This window comes from Pseudomonas silensiensis (assembly GCF_050434865.1).
Taxonomy (GTDB): domain Bacteria; phylum Pseudomonadota; class Gammaproteobacteria; order Pseudomonadales; family Pseudomonadaceae; genus Aquipseudomonas; species Aquipseudomonas fluorescens_W.
The window spans coordinates 18,101-36,303 of record NZ_JBNDJH010000001.1 but is presented as its reverse complement, the minus strand read 5'-3'; the positions used below and the strand labels follow the sequence as shown (position 1 = coordinate 36,303).

The 18,203-nt window shown below is 60.9% G+C and carries 18 protein-coding genes and 1 tRNA gene; 4 read left to right on the top strand and 15 right to left on the bottom strand.

Annotated elements, in window-relative coordinates; translation table 11 throughout:
• From imuA to QF010_RS00110, 12 genes are all read right to left on the bottom strand, one after another.
• A complete protein-coding gene (gene imuA / locus QF010_RS00165) occupies positions 1 to 618 on the bottom strand; it encodes a translesion DNA synthesis-associated protein ImuA (RefSeq protein WP_033061610.1) in 618 nt (205 codons plus the stop codon).
• Positions 618 to 1,235, bottom strand: coding sequence for a transcriptional repressor LexA (gene lexA / locus QF010_RS00160; RefSeq protein ID WP_046056130.1), 618 nt, complete (start codon positions 1,233 to 1,235; stop codon positions 618 to 620). The genes imuA and lexA overlap by 1 nt, the downstream gene beginning before the upstream one ends.
• Before the next feature lie 127 nt (positions 1,236 to 1,362).
• Positions 1,363 to 1,638 carry a DUF971 domain-containing protein gene (locus tag QF010_RS00155; protein WP_429509377.1) on the bottom strand — a complete coding sequence of 92 codons (276 nt, stop codon included), beginning with the start codon at positions 1,636 to 1,638 and terminating at the stop codon, positions 1,363 to 1,365.
• Positions 1,635 to 2,597, bottom strand: a complete 963-nt coding sequence (locus QF010_RS00150; protein WP_033061607.1) for a HEAT repeat domain-containing protein — start codon at positions 2,595 to 2,597, stop codon at positions 1,635 to 1,637. The genes QF010_RS00155 and QF010_RS00150 overlap by 4 nt, the downstream gene beginning before the upstream one ends.
• On the bottom strand, positions 2,594 to 3,442 hold the full coding sequence (locus QF010_RS00145) for an ABC transporter ATP-binding protein (RefSeq protein WP_429532299.1): 849 nt from the start codon (positions 3,440 to 3,442) through the stop codon (positions 2,594 to 2,596). Before QF010_RS00145 ends, QF010_RS00150 begins: the two co-directional genes overlap by 4 nt.
• Positions 3,442 to 4,224, bottom strand: a complete 783-nt coding sequence (locus QF010_RS00140) for an ABC transporter permease (protein ID WP_429532298.1) — start codon at positions 4,222 to 4,224, stop codon at positions 3,442 to 3,444. Before QF010_RS00140 ends, QF010_RS00145 begins: the two co-directional genes overlap by 1 nt.
• Positions 4,225 to 4,449: 225 nt before the next feature.
• Positions 4,450 to 5,868 carry an ABC transporter substrate-binding protein gene (locus QF010_RS00135; protein WP_429532297.1) on the bottom strand — a complete coding sequence of 473 codons (1,419 nt, stop codon included), beginning with the start codon at positions 5,866 to 5,868 and terminating at the stop codon, positions 4,450 to 4,452.
• A 230-nt stretch (positions 5,869 to 6,098) separates the two neighbouring features.
• A complete protein-coding gene (locus QF010_RS00130) occupies positions 6,099 to 6,344 on the bottom strand; it encodes a 4Fe-4S dicluster domain-containing protein (protein ID WP_007946457.1) in 246 nt (81 codons plus the stop codon).
• Between the two features lie 25 nt (positions 6,345 to 6,369).
• Entirely contained in the window at positions 6,370 to 8,100 is a 1,731-nt protein-coding gene (locus QF010_RS00125) for a fumarate reductase/succinate dehydrogenase flavoprotein subunit (RefSeq protein WP_429532296.1), read from the bottom strand.
• Complete coding sequence (locus QF010_RS00120) at positions 8,097 to 8,864, bottom strand: GntR family transcriptional regulator (protein WP_429532295.1); 768 nt, start codon at positions 8,862 to 8,864, stop codon at positions 8,097 to 8,099. Before QF010_RS00120 ends, QF010_RS00125 begins: the two co-directional genes overlap by 4 nt.
• Before the next feature lie 264 nt (positions 8,865 to 9,128).
• Complete coding sequence (locus QF010_RS00115; protein ID WP_429532294.1) at positions 9,129 to 10,094, bottom strand: Gfo/Idh/MocA family protein; 966 nt, start codon at positions 10,092 to 10,094, stop codon at positions 9,129 to 9,131.
• 16 nt (positions 10,095 to 10,110) lie between these two features.
• Positions 10,111 to 10,998: a Dyp-type peroxidase gene (locus QF010_RS00110; RefSeq protein ID WP_429532293.1), complete on the bottom strand. Its 888-nt coding sequence runs from the start codon at positions 10,996 to 10,998 to the stop codon at positions 10,111 to 10,113.
• 243 nt (positions 10,999 to 11,241) lie between these two features.
• Here QF010_RS00110 and QF010_RS00105 point away from each other — a divergent pair, with 243 nt between their 5' ends.
• Both QF010_RS00105 and QF010_RS00100 read left to right on the top strand, forming a co-directional pair.
• Positions 11,242 to 12,867: an NADP-dependent glyceraldehyde-3-phosphate dehydrogenase gene (locus QF010_RS00105; RefSeq protein WP_429532292.1), complete on the top strand. Its 1,626-nt coding sequence runs from the start codon at positions 11,242 to 11,244 to the stop codon at positions 12,865 to 12,867.
• Between the two features lie 47 nt (positions 12,868 to 12,914).
• On the top strand, positions 12,915 to 13,955 hold the full coding sequence (locus QF010_RS00100; RefSeq protein ID WP_429532291.1) for an FUSC family protein: 1,041 nt from the start codon (positions 12,915 to 12,917) through the stop codon (positions 13,953 to 13,955).
• A 14-nt stretch (positions 13,956 to 13,969) separates the two neighbouring features.
• Here QF010_RS00100 and QF010_RS00095 read toward each other — a convergent pair whose 3' ends face one another.
• Positions 13,970 to 14,866, bottom strand: coding sequence for a DMT family transporter (locus QF010_RS00095; protein WP_429532290.1), 897 nt, complete (start codon positions 14,864 to 14,866; stop codon positions 13,970 to 13,972).
• Positions 14,867 to 15,001: 135 nt separating this feature from the next.
• On the opposite strand from QF010_RS00095, the gene QF010_RS00090 reads away from it, so the two are divergent.
• On the top strand, positions 15,002 to 15,439 hold the full coding sequence (locus QF010_RS00090) for an Lrp/AsnC family transcriptional regulator (protein ID WP_008155029.1): 438 nt from the start codon (positions 15,002 to 15,004) through the stop codon (positions 15,437 to 15,439).
• Between the two features lie 64 nt (positions 15,440 to 15,503).
• Here QF010_RS00090 and QF010_RS00085 read toward each other — a convergent pair whose 3' ends face one another.
• Positions 15,504 to 16,175 carry a Bax inhibitor-1/YccA family protein gene (locus QF010_RS00085; RefSeq protein ID WP_008155030.1) on the bottom strand — a complete coding sequence of 224 codons (672 nt, stop codon included), beginning with the start codon at positions 16,173 to 16,175 and terminating at the stop codon, positions 15,504 to 15,506.
• Between the two features lie 123 nt (positions 16,176 to 16,298).
• Here QF010_RS00085 and QF010_RS00080 point away from each other — a divergent pair.
• Positions 16,299 to 16,386: transfer RNA gene (locus tag QF010_RS00080), tRNA-Ser, on the top strand.
• 166 nt (positions 16,387 to 16,552) lie between these two features.
• On the opposite strand, the gene QF010_RS00075 is transcribed toward QF010_RS00080, so the two are convergent.
• Positions 16,553 to 18,196 (bottom strand): fatty acid--CoA ligase, encoded by a 1,644-nt coding sequence (locus tag QF010_RS00075; protein ID WP_033061544.1) that lies wholly within the window; start codon positions 18,194 to 18,196, stop codon positions 16,553 to 16,555.
• Positions 18,197 to 18,203: the final 7 nt, after the last annotated feature.

The window sequence follows — 18,203 nt, the reverse complement described above, 5'->3', positions numbered from 1 at the left end:
TCAATGCCCCACAGGGAAGGCAATCGGCGCCGAACGCGCCAACCCGCCCCGGCACTTGAGCACGCGCAATTGCGCAGGCCTGGCATCGATGGCGATGCGCAGCGCTGCTGGCGAAGGGTTGATCGCTTCATTGATCGAGCGATAGGCGAACGCCAGGGTCGAGCCGGTTTCCGCCGCCACCTGCAAGCGCCGCAACGCCCGGTCATCGGCCTTGTGCGGCCAGCACAACACCGCACCGCAACTGCCCGAACGCAGGCATTGTTCCGCTGCCCACAGCGCATCGCGCTCGCTGGCCTGGATGATCGACAACTGGCGCAGATCGACCCCGGCGTTCTGCCAGGCCTGGGGATACGGCACGTAAGGCGGCGCCACCAGCACGATGCGCTCGCCCGCGGCGGACAACCGCGCCAGCGCTGGCCACACCAGTTGCAGCTCACCGACGCCCTGCCCGGCCAAAAGGATTTCGGTCAGCGCCGCTTCCGGCCAACCACCGGTAGGCAACGCCGCATCCAGCGCGGCATGCCCGGTGGGTTGCGGGCTGACGGCCGGTGGCGCAGGCCGGCCCTTCCAGACCTGGCCGCCATTGAACAGCGTATCCAGCGCAACGACGGCGCCCATCACCCTTGCCTCACCAGACCGCAGAACACCCCTTCGATGGCCAGGTCCTGATCGGCTTCGACGATGATCGGCTTATAGGCCGGATTGCGTGGCAGCAATCGGACAACCTCACCGACCCGTTCAAAACGTTTGATGGTGACTTCGCCGTCGAGTCGCGCGACGACGATCTGGCCGTTGACCGCCTCGGGATTGCGGTGCACGCCCACCAGATCGCCGTCGAGAATGCCGTCCTCGATCATCGAGTCACCCTGGACCCGCAGCATGTAATCCGGCACCCGCGAGAAGATCGACGGGTCGAGCAGCAAACGGCTGTGAACCTCGGCATCGGCACCGATCGGCGCACCCGCCGCCACCCGGCCGAGTACCGGAATGTCCAGCAACTCGGGCCGCGCCGGCTGCCCGAGCAAACGAATGCCTCGGGCCTGATGCGCATTGACCTCGATGAAACCGGCCTCGGTCAGCGCCAGCACATGCTTGCGCGCCACGCTACGGGAGGCGAAACCGAACGCCTCGCTGATTTCAGCGAGGCTCGGGGACTGGCCATGCTCGGCGATTCGATCGCGGATAAAGGTCAGGATGGCGGTGCGGCGGGGAGTTAAAGTCGTCATGGAGTACATTTGTACTCTTTTGGCTTTTTTCTGGCAAGGACCGCCAGTCAGCAAATCCCCTGTAGGAGCGAGGCTTGCCCGCGAAGGCGGTGTGTCAGGTACGCCGCCTTCGCGGGCAAGCCTCGCTCCTACAGGTTCAGGTCAGACCGGAGAGGTAGGGCCAAGGGAAGATCCCGCGCTCATGGCCGTCGCTGAAAATCAGTTGCAGGCCGTAGCCCTGGGCATTGAGTTCGACCACACGGATGCGCTCATCGACTTTCACCCTCAACCCCTGCAACCGAAACGCCCGGCATTGCGAACACGGACACTGACGGCGCAACTCGGCATGATCGAGCAACTGCTCGCGCCCATCCGGCCAGTTCAACCGCAGCTGCTGTTTGCTCTGGGAATTGCCAATCGCCACCGGGTTCATTGCAGCTGACTCAAGGCGATGCGCACGGCTTTGCGCACTTCCGGGTCGCCGTCGTCCTGCGCAGCCTGCAAAGGTGCGATGGCGCCTCGGTCGTTCAACTCTCCGAGCGCCAGCGCAGCTTCCTTGCGCAAGTTGCTGATGCGGTGGCCGAGGGTTTCGATCAACGCTTCAAGGGCCGGGACGTAACGCAAACGGCCGAGGCTGCGGGTGGCGCGCAGGCGCACTTGCCAATACGCGTCGCTCAAGGCTTCGACCAAAGCCGGGCCGGCGTCGACGTGACCGACCTTGCCCAGCGTGGTCGCGGCTTCTTCGCGCACTTGCCAGGCTGCGTCCTGCAAGGCCTGGCGCAGCGCTGGCAGCACGTGGGCGTCGGAGGCCAGGCCCAGGGCACCGGTGGCGGCGCGGCGGACTTCGGTGTCCGGGTCGTCACTGGCCAATCGGGCAAGCGCCGGCAAGGCATCGAGTTGCTTGAGCCAGCCGAGTACGCCGACGGCTTCCCGGCGAACACTGGCGTCTTCGTCGGTCAATGCCTCTAAAGCGGCAGCGGCGGCATCGGGGAAGCGCAACTCACGCAAGGCCCGGAAAGCGGCGATGCGCACGTTGATGTCGGCATGCCCGGTCCACGGCAGAATCACCCTGCCCGCCGCCTCGGTCTTGAGCAGGCTGAGGCTTTGCGCGGCGGCCGCTTGCACGGCTTGGGAAGGGTCGGTCAGCGCCCGGCACAGTGCTTCGACCACCGGTTCGTCCTCCCAGGCTTCGAGCAATCGTGCGGCTTCGGCGCGGACTTCTTCGGTTGGGTCTTTAGCCAGTCGATTGACCAGCCAAAGCAAACCGTCCGGTTCTTCAAGGTCGGCCAGTTCGATCAGGGCAATTCTGCGCACGCCGGGATCTTCATCCGTCAGGCGTGGTTGCAGGGCGAGAATGTCGTCGTTATCGGTTACATCGAATAGAGAGGTCATAGGGCAAATCGCGGCAGTTTGTTTTCAAGGGGAAGTCCGAGAGGGTTCAGGCGCGGTAACTGCCGACCGTCTTCGTGACGCAGCAACTCGAGGCAATGACGCTTCAAGCGGGAGAACTCGTGACTGGTGACCAGTTCGGTGGTGCGTGGCCGTGGGAAATCGAGGCGCAGGTCTTCGATGATCCGGCCCGGGCGCGAACTCATGACCAGCAGCCGATCGGCAAGGAACAGCGCTTCATCGATATCATGGGTGACGAACACCACGGTGGTGCGAATTCGCGTCCAGATGTCCAGCAGCAGCTCCTGCATGTTCAACCGGGTCAGCGCGTCGAGGGCGCCGAAGGGTTCGTCCATCAGCAACAGGCGCGGGCGGTTGATCAGCACCCGGGCGATTTCTACCCGTTGCTGCATGCCGCCGGAGAGTTGGTCAGGCCAGCGCTCGGCAAATCCTTCGAGGCCCACCAGGGCCAGGATTTCGTCGGCAGCCTGGTGGCGTTCGGCTTTGCCGATGCCGCGCATTTTCAGGCCGAAAGCAACGTTGTCGCGCACGGTGCGCCAAGGGAACAGCGTGTGGTGCTGGAACACCATGCCGCGTTGCGGCGACGGGCCCGAGACCGGCGCACCGTCGACTTTCAAGGTTCCGGTTCGCGGTTGCAGATGACCGGCCAGCGCACCGAGCAAGGTCGATTTGCCGCAACCGGACGGCCCGAGAATGCACACGAATTGCCCCGGCTCGATCTGGCAATCCAGGCCTTGCACGGCTTCGAAGGCTTGCTTGTCTTCGCCGAGGACGATGGACAGTTGGCGGATGTCGATCCGCCCTTCAGGGGCTTGCATCACGCTCATCAGGCTTTTCCTCGTGGTCGGTGCCAGGGCGTGAACAGCCCGCCCAGACGTTTGATCAGCAGGCTGCTGCCCATCCCCAGTACGCCGATCAGCAACATGCCGACCACGATGTCGGCGTAGTTCTGGATGGTGTAGGACTCCCAGGTGTAATAGCCGATGCCGTATTGGCCGGAGATCATTTCGGCGGTCACCAGGCAGAACCATGAGGTGCCCATGCCGATAGCGAGGCCGGTGATGATGCTTGGCGCAGCGCCGGGCAGGATCACCTCCAGCAGAATCGCCCGGCGCCCTGCCCCGAGGCTTTTCGCCGAGGCGATCAGCCGAGGGTCGACGCCTTCGACGCCGTGCACGGTGTTGAGCAGAATCGGGAACAGCGCGCCGGTGAAGGTGATGAAAACCATCGACAGCTCTGACGAGGGGAACATCAGGATCGCCAGCGGAATCCAGGCCACGGCGGGGATCGGGCGCAGGACTTCCAGCGGCGGTAGCAGCAGGTCTTCAGCCCATTTCGAACGACCGATGGCCAGGCCCAAAGCGATGCCGATGATCAGTGCCGCAAGGTAACCGGCGAAGACCCGGCTGAGGCTGCTGCCGAGGTGTTGCGCGAGCTTGCCGGAGTCGCCGAGGCCGAGGGCGGCCTGGATGACCGCCAGTGGCGTCGGGACGTTGGCGAAGGTGATCAGGCCGAGGTTCCAGTGGTGACTGGCGGCGAGTTGCCAGAATAGGAGGCAGAGCAGTAAGGAGGCTGTTCGGGGGATCCAGCGGGTTGGCGATTTGGGCATTTCGGGTTCCAGTTGTAGATGGTGTAGGACGGGAGAACCACCCCTCACCCTAACCCTCTCCCCAGAGGGGCGAGGGAACTGACCGAGGTGTTTGGGCGATGTACTGCGACCTGCGACCTCGAGTCGAACTCAGGCTTTGAAAAGCATGGAGATCGGCCCCCTTTCCCCCTCTCCCCACTGGGGAGAGGGTTGGGGTGAGGGGTGGATTTTGACTCCCCCCACAACTCAGCGGCTAGCGACGGCCTGGGTCGTAGCGTCGGTGAAGTCGAAGACTTTCCCACCCTGGGCCGTGGCAAATTGTTGGGCCTGGCCTTTGAGCAGAAACGCACTCAGCCGCCCTTTCGCATCACTGGCAAACCACGCCTGATCCGCCAGCAACTTGATCCCGCTGTCACTCGCCTGGGCATACACCGCGCGGATGTTTTTGCCTTCCTGTTTCAGGCTGGCCAACGCAGTGAACGCCGACTCTGCCGAGGCGTACTGCCGAACCTTCGGCTCACCCCGCACCCAGATCTCCGCCACATGACTGAAATCGGTAATCGCTTTGCCGCTCGACGCATCCACCGCTTTAAGCGGCGTCTGCGCGTAGTTGGCCAGTTGCGCGGTGTAGTCCAGATTCGAGGCCTTGAACGCGGCGCGGATGTATTGGTCGTCGATGAAGGTATTGAGGTCCAACCCGCGATCAGCCTTCTTCAACAGCTTGAGAGTATCGATAGCGGTCCCGACGGCCTGACGGTATTCAGGCTTCCAGCTCAGGTCGCGGGTTTGCACGCCCAGCGGACCGTGGAACAGGTAATTGACCTCGGCATCGACGCCGGTGACCTTGGCGATCAACTCGCTGTACTTCTCCGGCTCAGCCGCGAGCAACTGGTTGGCTTCAAGGCTTGCACGCAGGTAAGCCACGACAATTTCCGGGTACTTCTTCGCATAGGCCTGATCCACCAGCGCACCGTGGAAGGTCGGTGCATTGGCCTGGGCGCCGTCATAAATCTTGCGAGCGAAACCACGGCTGGGGAACAGTTCGGCGAACGGCACGAAGTCGGCATGGGCATCGATCTTCCCGGCCTGCAAGGCCGAGCCGGCGACTTCCGGCGGCTGGGCGATGATGTTCACGTCTTTAAGCGGATCCCAGCCTTGGGCCGCCACGGCCCGCAGCAACATGCCGTGGGCCGTCGAGGCGAACGGCACGGAAATGGTCTTGCCCTTGAGCTCCGCCAGCGACTGCACGCTCGACGCGCTCGGCACCACGATGCCGTTGCCGCTGCCCTTGATGCTGCCCGACAGCACGCTGATAAACAGGCTGTGTTTGCCCGCGGTTTCGAACGCCACACCGTTGAACGAACCGGGGAAATCGGCCATGGCGCCGAAGTCGAGTTTGCCGGCGACCATCTCGTTGGTCAGGGGCGCGCCGCTGGTGAAGTTCTTCCACTCCACCTCGTACTTGGCGTCTTTGTAAGGGCCGTCGTGGGGCAGGTATTTGTCCAGCAGGCCCAGTTCGCGAATCAACAGACCGCCGGCGGCGCAGTTGATCGTGGTGTCCTGGGTGCCGATGGCAATGCGGATGGTTTCGGCCGATGCCGACAAGGTGAATGAGGCCAGTACCAGACCGGCTAATGCTGCACGCAGCGATGTTGGCAAAGACATGGTGAATCCCCTCGAATCATTTATTGGATAGTCGTCTCCGCCACGATCAGGGCGCGGTGGGAAACGAGGGGTGTTTTGAAGCAAGCGTCCGGTGTTGCCGGGTAGCCTTTTGGGGTTGTCACGAAACCAATGTAGGAGTGAGCCTGCTCGCGATAGCAGTGGGTCAGGTAATGAGATGTTGGATGTGCCACCGCTATCGCGAGCAGGCTCACTCCTACAGGGATTGTGTTTCAACGCAGCAGATACGGAATTTCGACTTTCACGGCCCCGGTCGGGCAGTCCTTTTCACACGGCATGCAGTACCAGCATTCGTCGAACGCCATGTAGGCCTTTTGCGTGGCCGGGTTGATCGCCAACAGGTCCATCGGGCACACATCGACGCACACGGTGCAGCCTTTGTGGGCAATGCAAAGGTCCTCATCGACCGTGACGGGCGCGTTGGAGCGGAAGAAGATTTCCTGGGGTTGATAGGCCATTTCGCGGTCTCTCTTTTTGTGATGCTCAGGCAGCAAAGGCACCGACACGCAACCGGTCGTAGGCCTGCATTTCATCGGCGTCCAGCGAGATGATGTAAGGCTCGACGGCTTTCTTGAAACTGCTCATCACGCCGTTTTCATCCTTCTTCAGATGGCAATGGCAGAACCAGTCGCTGTCGTTGCGTTGCGGGTGGTCGACCCGATAGTGGTAAAGCCCCCAGCGACTTTCGGCACGGAACAGCGAAGCGCGGGCGGCCATTTCGGCGCAGTCGCGAATCATGCTGACTTCCATGGCGCGCATCAGTTCGTGGGCGTTGTGGGCCTTGATCTGATCGAGATCGCGCTGGATATCGCTGAAGCGTTGCAGGCCGATTTGCATCTTCTTGGTCACTTTCGGCGGTTGCAGGTAGTCGTTGACGAAGCGTCGCAGCTTGTACTCGACCTGAGCCGGCGGCAGGCCGTTCTCGCGGTCCAGCGGGGCGTAAACCCGGGCCTTTTCCGTTTCGACCTGCTGGGCATCGACCGTCGAAAACTCGCGTCCGACGACAAAATCCGCGGCGTTGGTACCGGCAAACCAGCCATAAGTAAACGCGCCGAGCATGTAGTTGTGCGGCACTGCGGCCATGTCACCCGCCGAGTACAAACCCTTGACCGAGGTTTCGGCCTTCTCGTTGACCCACACGCCGGACGCCGAATGCCCGCTGCAAAAACCGATTTCCGAGATGTGCATCTCGACCATCTGCGTGCGGTAATCGGTGCCGCGATTGGCGTGGAACTGGCCGCGACTCGGGCGTTCGTTGCTGTGCAGGATCTCTTCAATGTTCTGGATGGTTTCCTCGGCCAGGTGATCGAGTTTGAGGAACACCGGACCGTTGCCGCTTTCGAGTTCCTGGTGGAACTCCCACATCATCTGGCCGCTCCAGTAATCGCACTCGATGAAGCGCTCACCCTTGTTGTTCGCGGTGTAGCCGCCCAACGGACCAGTGACGTAGGCGCAGGCCGGGCCGTTGTAATCCTTGATCAACGGGTTGATCTGGAAGCATTCCAGGTTCGCCAGTTCGGCCCCAGCGTGATAGGCCATGGCGTAACCGTCGCCAGCGTTGGTCGGGTTTTCGTAAGTGCCCATCAGGTAACCCGAGGACGGTAAACCGAGACGCCCGGCGGCGCCGCAGCAGAGGATCACGGCTTTGGCCTTGATCACGTGGAAGTCGGCGGTGCGGCAGTCGAAGCCCATCACACCGTTGACCGCGCCCTCTTCGTCCGTCAGCAATCGCGTGCAGACCAGCCGATTGGTGATGCTCACCCGCGCCCGCTTCAACTGGCGATACAGGACTTTTTTGATGTCATGCCCTTCCGGCATTGGCAGCACGTAGGCGCCCATGTGGTGGACCTTTTTCACCGCGTAGTCGCCGGTCTCGTCCTTCTCGAACTTCACGCCCCAGCGGTCCAGTTGCTCGATGGTTTCGAAGCTGTGGGTCGCGTAGGCATACACCGCTGCCTGATTGACGATGCCGTCGTTGGCGATGGTGATTTCCTTGGTGTATTGCTCCGCCGTCGAATGGCCGGGAATGATCGCGTTGTTCAGGCCGTCCATGCCCATGCTGATCGCGCCACTGCGTTTGACGTTGGCCTTGTCGATCAGCAGCACGCGCAAATCGCGGTTGCGTTCCTTGGCCTTGATCGCCGCCATCGGTCCTGCAGTGCCGCCGCCGATCACAACGATGTCGTATTCCTGTTCGAGCGTCTTTCTAGTCATTGAGCCGTGAGACATGCCTGCGCCCCTTTTTGCCGGTCGATCCGCAGGCGGTACTGGAAGGCATCGCCACGGTAGTAAAGGTGTTCGAAGTCCACGGGCTGCCCGCTGGCGTCGTGGGTCAGGCGCTCGATGCGCATGATCGGCGAGCCGGGCTCGACGTTCAGCGCCTGGGTCAGGTCGCTGTCGGCCAGCACCGCGTCGATGGCCAGATCCGCGTGACCGAGGGCCAGGCCGCAGTCGTTTTCCAGGATCAGGAAAATGTCGCGAGTGACCAGGTCGGCCTTCTCAAGACGCTCGCCGATGGCTTTGGGCAGGTAGGTGATTTCGAGGGAGATCGGCTCGCGGTTGATCAGCCGCACGCGTTTGATCTGCGCCACAGTCTCGCCTTCGGCGACGTGCAAGCGTTCGGCAACGAGTTTGTCGGCGGGAATGAATTTGAAGCTACGCAGGCGGTTGATCACCTCGTAGCCGCGACCGGTCATGGACTCGGCGAGGCCTTGCAGGGTGCTGACGTTCTGGAAGGTTTTCGGCTTGGCGACGAAGGTGCCCTTGCCGTGGATCTTGAAGATCAGCCCTTCTTTCTGCAGATCCCCCAAGGCCTGGCGCACGGTGATGCGGCTGACTTTGAACAGCGCGCCGAGTTCGCTTTCCGAAGGCATCTGGCTGTCTTGCGGGTATTCGCCGTCGAGGATACGAGCGCGAAGCACGTCCCGTAGCTGGGTGTGCAGCGGAACGCTACTGAGGGAGAGAACGTTATCGGTCATGGAAGATCACTTGTTATAACGAGTTATGACGTGATCTTAAAGTTCTAATGGAAGGCTTGAGAAATACTGTTTGAGCATAAGGTTAGATTCGCCGAACGACCGCGGACTTGGTAGCAGCTGCCGAGCAGCGCGAGGCTGCGTTCGACTGCGAAGCGGTCGTAAAATCAGGTAGCGCGGAGTGTCAGGGAAATCTTGCATGCAGGGTTTACGACTGCTGCGCAGCCGAACGCAGCCTCGCAGGCTCGACAGCTGCTACAGACTACGTCAGCGCTTGAGGATCTGGTCCATCACCCAATCGGTTTTCAATGCCTGCTCGGCCACGGCGGGATGCTGCGCTTCTCCACGGATATGGGCGTTCATACCCAACACGTGATGCCACTGGATGTGCTCGTGATTGTCGATGCGCAGGCTAAGGTTTTCATCGGCTTCAAGCTGAACCGGATGTTCATCGAATACGGAAAAACTGATCCGGCCTTTGCTGCCGATCAGTTCGACCCGGTCTTCGCGGCGGTCCGCAACGAAATTCCAGCAGCCCATGCCCAGGGCGCCCGAGGCAAACCGCCAACTGGCGCTGACGGCATCCTCGGCGGCATACAAACCGGCCTGGTGCGCGGTAAACCCGGCGACTTCGACGATGTCACCGAGCAGGTACTGGAACAGATCGAAGCCATGACTGGCCAGGTCGGCGAAATAACCACCGCCAGCAATGATCGGGTCGGTGCGCCAGTTATCAGTACCGCCAAGATCGATCGGCGATGGCGCTTTGGTCAGGGTCCAGGTCAGGTGCCGGACCTCGCCGATCCGCCCTTCCTCCAGCCATTGCCGCACCTGCTGGAAACGCGGCAGCGAACGCCGGTAGTAGGAAACAAACAGGTGCAGCCCGGCATCGGCAAAGACCTTTTGCATCTCACGGCTTTGCCCGGCATTCAACGACATCGGTTTTTCGACGCAGCAATGTTTGCCGGCGGCGGCCACCCTCAAGGCGTAAGCGTGATGACTGTCAGGCGGCGTGGCGATGTACACCGCGTCGACCTCGGGATCATTGATCAACGCGTCGACGTCGGTGTAGACCCGAGCGATGCCGTGGCGCGCGGCATAGTCCGTCACCGCGTCCAGACGCCGCCCCATCACAGCCACCAGCGCCGAGCCGGGCGCCTTGTAGAAGGCCGGCCCGCTCTTGCGTTCAGCGACACTGCCACAGCCGATCATGCCCCAGCGCACCACGTTCATACTCACTCCCTGATGGTTAACCGATGCGCAGTGCGCGCAGGTCCAGATGACCGTCCTTGAGCGGCGGGCACCAGTAGTAGCCGCCCGTGATCGGCCGGCTGATGCGGTACAAACCGTCGGTGATGCCGTCTTCCAGACCGCTCATGCGACGCAGTTGGGCTTCGAAGGCATCAAGGGAGAAACCAAAGGCCAGGAACATCAGGCCGGCGCGATCACCTTCGATCCATGGCATGGAACGGCGCACCACGAAGGCCTCGGGGGCGAAGCTTTCCTGGGCGGTGCGTTTGACGTGAGCGGAAATCGGCGCGTCGTCGATCTCTTCGTTGTCGCTCAAACGACGGCCCATGATGTCGTCCTTCTCATGGGGCGGCATTCCGTGGAAGCCTTTCAGATCATGCTGCCACTGCTGGATCGCGGCGAAACTGCCGCCAACCATTCCGTCAGCGCCGTCACTCACCAGCGCAGCGGCGACGGCGGCTTCGTCGTGAGGGTTTTCGGTGCCGTCTTCATAACCGGTCAGGTCGTGGCCGGTGAGGTGGCGGAAGGTTTCGTTCATCTGCACCAGGCGCAGGGCCGGGGCCAGCGCGGCTTCGATGGCGTTGCTGCGGTTGAGCAATTCGCCACGGTCGACACCGTGCAACCAGCACCAGAGCGCGTGCTGGGTCGACGGGTTGTCGACGCCGACACCGGTCAACGCAGGAAAGGCGCGCAGGCCTTCGATTTGCCCCTGGAGGGCCTTGACCAGGGATTCACCGAACCCGACCACTGCCGACTTCCCGTCGACCAGTCCCTTAAGATTCTCCAGCGCGGCCGGCAAGGCAGCAGCGGATTCGAGTGCGAAGAACATATGACGAGCTTGAGGCGGAACTGGGGTGGCGAGAATGCCCGGCTGGTAGTAACTCATATGAACTCCTTTAGAAAGAGCGCGAAGTTTAACCGCAGCATCGGCCGTTGTGTGTTTTCAGGTCAAAAACCGCCAGTGTCCTGTGGGTCATGACAATCCGTGTTGCCATCTGGTAAAACGATTCAGCTATGCTGATCCAGCCACCACTTTCGACAGCCGCGTTGTGATCAGGCCTTGACCTGACAGCAGTGCGTAGCGATAACAGACCTTATCCGCATCACCCAATCCAGACGGGGTAGCGACATGACCACAGCACACATCCTAGGCAACCTGTTTCCCGACGCCAGCGACATCCCGGAAAAATACCGCCTCGACGGCCAGACCGAGCAGCGTGAGTACCTGGTCGACGGCGAGCTGAAAACCTGGTCCGGCCCCCTCGCCCAAGTCCGCAGCCCGGTGTACCTGACCGGCGAAAATGGCGATGAACAAGTGATCCTCGGCAGCACGCCTCTGCTCGATGCCGACACCGCACTGACCGCCCTAGACGCCGCCGTCCGCGCCTATGACCGGGGCCAGGGTCTGTGGCCGACAATGCGCGTAGCCGAACGCATCCAGCACGTCGAGACCTTCCTCGGACACATGCGTGAACAGCGCGAAGCCGTGGTCAAGTTGCTGATGTGGGAAATCGGCAAGAACCTCAAGGACTCGGAGAAAGAGTTCGACCGCACCTGCGATTACATCGTCGACACCATCAACGCGCTCAAGGAACTCGATCGCCGCTCCAGCCGCTTCGAACTGGAACAGGACACCCTCGGCCAGATCCGCCGCGTACCGCTGGGCGTGGCCTTGTGTATGGGACCTTACAACTACCCGCTGAACGAAACCTTCACCACGCTGATTCCGGCGCTGATCATGGGCAACACCGTGGTGTTCAAACCGGCGAAGCTCGGCGTACTGCTGATTCGTCCGTTGCTGGAAGCGTTCCGCGACAGCTTCCCGGCCGGGGTGATCAACGTGATCTACGGCAGCGGCCGCGAGACCGTCAGCGCGCTGATGGCCAGCGGCAAGATCGACATCTTCGCGTTTATCGGCACCAACAAGGCTGCCAGCGACCTGAAAAAACTCCATCCAAAACCACACCGCTTGCGTGCGGCGTTGGGCCTGGACGCGAAGAACCCCGGCATCGTGCTGCCCGAGGTGGATCTGGACAACGCGGTCAGCGAAGCGCTCACCGGTTCCTTGTCCTTCAATGGCCAGCGCTGCACCGCGCTGAAAATCCTCTTCGTCCATGAAGACGTGGTCGACGCGTTCATCGAGAAATTCAACGCCAAACTTGCCAACCTCAAACCCGGCATGCCGTGGGACAGCGGCGTGGCGCTGACGCCGTTGCCGGAAGCGAGCAAAGTCGATTACCTGCACTCGCTGGTGGCAGACGCCGTGAGCAAAGGCGCCACCGTGGTCAACCCCAACGGCGGCGAAGCCCGCGCCTCATTCTTCTACCCCGCCGTGCTGTACCCGGTGACGCCGCAGATGCGCGTCTACCAGGAAGAACAGTTCGGCCCGGTCGTACCGATCGTGCCTTACCGGCATCTGGACACGGTGATCGATTACGTCCTGGAATCAGATTTCGGCCAGCAGCTGAGTATCTTCGGCACCAACCCGGTGGCGGTCGGCCGGCTGGTGGACACCTTCGCCAACCAGGTCGGCCGGATCAACCTCAACGCCCAGTGCCAGCGCGGCCCGGACACTTTCCCGTTCAACGGCCGCAAGAACTCCGCCGAAGGCACGCTGTCGGTACACGATGCGCTGCGGGTGTTTTCGATCCGGACACTGGTGGCGACCAAGTTCCAGGAAACCAACAAAGAACTCATCAGCGAGATCATCAGCGGACGCAGTTCGAGTTTCCTGACCACCGATTACATCTTCTGAGGAGACCGAGCCTGAGCACATTCAGAGCCAATCGACTGCCACCGCTAATGCGCCGACTGCTGCGTCCGTTGCTGGACCCGTACCGGCGCTATCGCCACGCCAGGGTGATCCACGCGGTGCGTGTGTCGTTGGGGTTGCTGGCAACGATCCTGCTGACCACCGGCATCCATCTGCCCCACGGTGAGTGGGCGTCGGTGACGATGCTGGTGGTGATCGGCGGTTTGCAGCACCACGGCAACATCGGCAAGAAAGCCGCCGAGCGCGCCATCGGCACCTTGATCGGCGCCGGCGTCGGCTTGTTGCTGGTGGCGCAACAGGTCTGGCTCGGGATGCCGTGGCTGACCTATTTCGCGATGGCCGTGGTTTGCGGGTTCTTCTCGTACCACGCCATCGGCAAGGGCGGTTACACCGCGTTGCTCTCGGCGATTACCGTGTTTATCGTCGCGGGGCATGGCGACAACCCGATCACCGACGGGTTGTGGCGTGGGGTGGACATCCTGATCGGCATCGCCCTGGCCCTGGCGTTTTCTTTCGCCCTGCCGCTCTACGCGGTTTATTCCTGGCGCTACAACCTGGCCGATGCCTTGCGCGACTGCGCGACGATCTACGGGCGCATCATCAATGGCCAATCGGTCACCGATGACGAACACCATAAACTCGTGGGCCGCCTGAACACCGTGATGGTGCAACTGCGCTCGTTGATGCCTTCGGTGTCCAAGGAAGTGCGGATCTCAATGACCGAACTCGATGCCATTCAGCGGCACTTGCGGATGTGCGTCAGCACCCTGGAAATCCTCGGCAACACCCGACCTGACGCCAGTGATCCCGATGCCATGGCCCATCTGCAATCGGCCTTGAAAGCCGAACATCGGTTGATTCGGGTGCAACTGATCGGTATGGCCCGGGCGCTGAAATCCGGTGCGTCCCAGCGGCTGAGTCGGCCCGTTGAATTGCCGTCGGATTCAAGCCTGGCCGCACCGGTTTACAACCCGCTGGATGGCTACCGGTTATTGGTCCGGCAATTAGCCGCCAACATTGGCGAGATGCGCCAGCGCTTGGCCAAGACGGCACCGCGCTGGAACATCTGACGTTTTTTGACGGCTTACTGCGTCGTCACCGTCCGACGAAACTTAAGACTCCAACCCTGTTGCATGCCGGCAGCGGCCAACAGAATCGCGGCAACGCCGATCCATTGCAGCGGCTCCAGGCGATGACCGAAAGCGAACCAGTCAACGAAAATCGCCGCAATCGGGTAGATGAAGGACAGCGCACCGGTCAGTGCCGTCGGCAGTTTTTGGATCGCGCCGTAGAGCAGCACATACATCACGCCAGTGTGGACAATGCCCAGGGTGACCAGACTGGCCCACGCGCTCGGCGCTTGCGGCAGTGCCGAAAAGTGCGCGAATGGCGCGAGTAACAGCACGCCGGTGGTGACCTGAATCAGCGCGATCAGATGCGGCGGTGTGCCAGTCAGGCGTTTGATGATCAACGCGGCAATCGCGTAAAGAAATGCCGCCCCCAACGCCAGCGCGATGCCTATCAGGTAATCATTGCCGCTCTCGCCCTGCCCGCCATGTGCGCTGACAATCGCCAGCATCCCGAGAAACGAAATGCCCAGCCAGAACAGTTTTTGCAGGGTGATTTTCTCGTTGAGGAACAACGCGGCCAACCCCACCAGCATGAACGGCTGAACGTTATAGACCGCCGTACCGATGGCAATCGAGGCGCGGGAGTAAGAAGCAAACAACAGCACCCAGTTGCCGACAATCGCCACGCCGCTGAGCACGGCCAGCAGGAACGTGGTGCGGGTCAGAATGCCGGGGCGCAGGAAGCCGAATGCCGCGCAGATCAGCAACAACGTGCCGGCGCCGAACACGCAACGCCAGAACACTACGTCCAGCACCGGTTGCCCGGACACCAGCACAAACCAACCGATAGTCCCGGAAATCAGCATGGCGGCGGTCATTTCGAATGACCCGTGACGTATTGTTTTGTCCATCATCAGACTCCTGTGTTTGAGCCCAAAGTATGCCAATCCGCCGAGAGGCTTCTCCAGAGCAAAAAGCAGGCTAAACTCGAAATCTGCCTTTTTTATCAAGGCGATTTGAATTTATTGCCTAATAGGGGTTTCGCCATGACCGACGACATCGACCAAGTGCTGATCACGGCATTGATGGAAGACTCACGCCGCTCGCTCAAGGCTCTGGCGCAGATCAGCGGCTTGTCTTCGCCCAGCGTCGCCGAGCGTTTGCGCCGCCTCGAAGAGCGTGGCGTGCTCAAGGGTTACACCGTCGAGATCGACCCAAAATGCTTTGGTTATCAACTCCAGGCCATCGTCCGTATTCGTCCGCTGCCAGGCCAGTTGCAGGAAGTGGAACGGCAGATACAGGCTATTCCCGAGTTTACCGAGTGCGATAAAGTCACCGGCGACGACTGTTTCATCGCCCGCCTGCATGTGCGCTCGATGGAACAACTGGACACCCTGCTCGACCGCCTCAACACCCACGCCGAAACCAACACGGCGATCGTCAAGAAAACCCCGGTCAAGCGCCGCTTGCCACCGATGGCGTGACCCTTTACTCAAATCGCAGGCAAGAAAAAACCCGCCGAAGCGGGTTTTTCCTCAAGGCTGACGATTAGTCATCGCGGCTCATGATGCCGAACAGCTGCAACAAGCTGATGAACAGGTTGTAGATCGATACATACAGGCTGATGGTCGCCATGATGTAGTTGCGCTCGCCGCCATGAATGATGGCGCTGGTCTGGAACAGAATGCAGACCGAGGAGAACAGCACGAAACCTGCGCTGATCGCCAGTTGCAGACCGCTGATCTGGAAGAACAGGCTCGCCAGCGTCGCACCCAGCAGAACGAAGAAGCCTGCAGTGATGAAACCACCCAGGAAGCTCATGTCCTTGCGGGTAATCAGCACGTAAGCCGACAGACCGCCGAACACCAGCGCAGTCATCGCGAAGGCCGAACTGACCACCTCGGCACCGCCCTGCATACCCAGGTAACGGTTGAGGATAGGGCCGAGCAGGAAACCCATGAAACCGGTCAGGGCAAATGCCGACACCAGGCCCCAAGCCGAATCACGGAGTTTGTTGGTGAGGAAGAAAAGGCCGTAGAAACCGATCAGCACCACGAAAACGTTCGGGTAGCCGACACGCATCTGCTGAGCGACAAACGCCATCACGCCGCTGAATGCGAGGGTGAGAGCGAGTAAGCCGTAAGTGTTGCGCAGGACGCGGCTAACCTCTAGCTGCTCAGCCTGCACGCTGTTATTAACTGCGTAATCCTGTTCGCGCATGGCGACACTCCTGTTGGTTTGAAACGTTCAGTCGCAAAGATCATAACAGACGCTCTGTAACAAGCTACGTAGAGAGTTTGACAGTGTGTTTCATTCAGGTATTATGGCGCCCGCAACGCAAACGGAGGTGTGGCCGAGTGGTTTAAGGCAACGGTCTTGAAAACCGTCGACTGTAACAGGTCCATGAGTTCGAATCCCATCGCCTCCGCCATATTTGTACCGACAAAGCCCTGATTATTCAGGGCTTTGTCGTTTCTGGGGTTTGGAAAAAACCTGCCAGCCCATACCTTGGCCTCGGTGAGCCGTGCTTCCGAACACGATATTCGCGCATTGATCCGCGACGTGGTCAGCTGCGCAGCCCCCCCCCCGTACCTTTCTCAGCCCAATTCGCTCTCCCGGATAAGCTTCTTGTTAATCTTCCCGACACTGGTCTTAGGAATTTCAGCAACGAACTTAAACTGCTTGGGAATCGCCCATTTATTGATCCGGCCACGCTCGACAAACCCTTGAAGGTGCGTCTCCAGGATCTTGCGGTCGAGGTACTGCCCAGGCTCGCACACCACCAGCGCCATCGGCCGTTCGCCCCATTGCTCATCGGCGATGCCCACGACGGCGACCGACATGACGGCCGAGTGTTCGCTGATCAGGCTCTCCAGTTCCAGGGAGCTGATCCACTCCCCGCCTGTCTTGATCACATCCTTGATGCGATCCTTGATTTCCACGCCACCCAAGGCGTCGATAGAAGCCATGTCGCCGGTGTGCAGCCAGCCGTTGTGCCACAACTCGGCGCCCTTTTCGGGCTCCTTCAAGTAGCCTTGGGTCAGCCAGGGTGCGCGCACCACGATCTCGCCCAGGGACTCGCCGTCATGGGCAACGTCATTGCCACTGGCATCGATGATTTTCAGGTCGACCATCGGCACAGGTGTGCCCGTCTTGATACGGGTGGCCAGTTGGGCTTGCGTGGATTGATCGAGGTCTTTGTCACGCAGGTAAGTCAGGCACAGCAACGGGCAGGTTTCCGACATGCCGTAACCGCTGTGCACCTGAATACCTTTGGCGCTGGCTTCGCTGGCAATACCTAATGTCAGCGCGCTGCCGCCCAGGAGCATTTTCCAGCCATCGAAACGAGTCCGTTGCGCTTCCTCGCAGTTCAGGATCATTTGCAGAATGGTCGGCACACAGTGGGAGAACGTGACCTTTTCCTCTCGATACAACCTGACCAGGCTGTTGGGCTCGTAGCGACCGGGGTACACCTGTTTGATCCCCATCAGGGTGGCGACATAGGGCACACCCCAGGCATGCACGTGAAACATCGGTGTGATCGGCATGTAGACGTCATCGGAGCGCAGCAGCGGCAACCCCTGATAGACGCCCAAAGTGCCCACGGCATTCAAAGTGTGCAAGACCAATTGGCGGTGGGTGAAATACACGCCTTTAGGGGCGCCAGTGGTGCCCGTGGTGTAGAACAGGGTCGCGACGGAGTTTTCATCGAAGTCGGGAAAGTCGTACTGCTCGGCCGACCCGGCCAACAGGGTTTCATATTCCCCCAGCACCGGTAGCGACGTGTGAGTGGCTGTGTCGTCCGTAAGCTGCAGGTAACCTTTGACGGTTTTGAGCTGCCCCTGAATCTGTTCAACCAGAGGCAGAAAATCGTCATGCACCAGCACCAGGTCGTCCTCGGCATGGTTCATGGTGTAGAGCACCTGATCCGGCGAAAGACGGATGTTCACGGTGTGCAGCACCGCGCCGATCATCGGCACGGCAAAGAAACATTCCAGGTAGCGATGGCTGTCCCAGTCGAGCAGGGCCACGGTGTCCCCGGCCTTGACGCCGGCAGCGGTCAAGGCGTTGGCCAGTCGGCGGATCCGCTGGTTGAGCGTCTGGTAGCTGTAGCGCAGTTTGTCGGCATAGACGATTTCCCGGCCCGGCTCGTAGCGCACGCCGGAGAGCAGCAATTGCTTGATCAGCAAGGGATAGGCGTAGGCGCCGTCGGCGGGCGGAATTATTTTTGTCGCCATCATGGTTGTG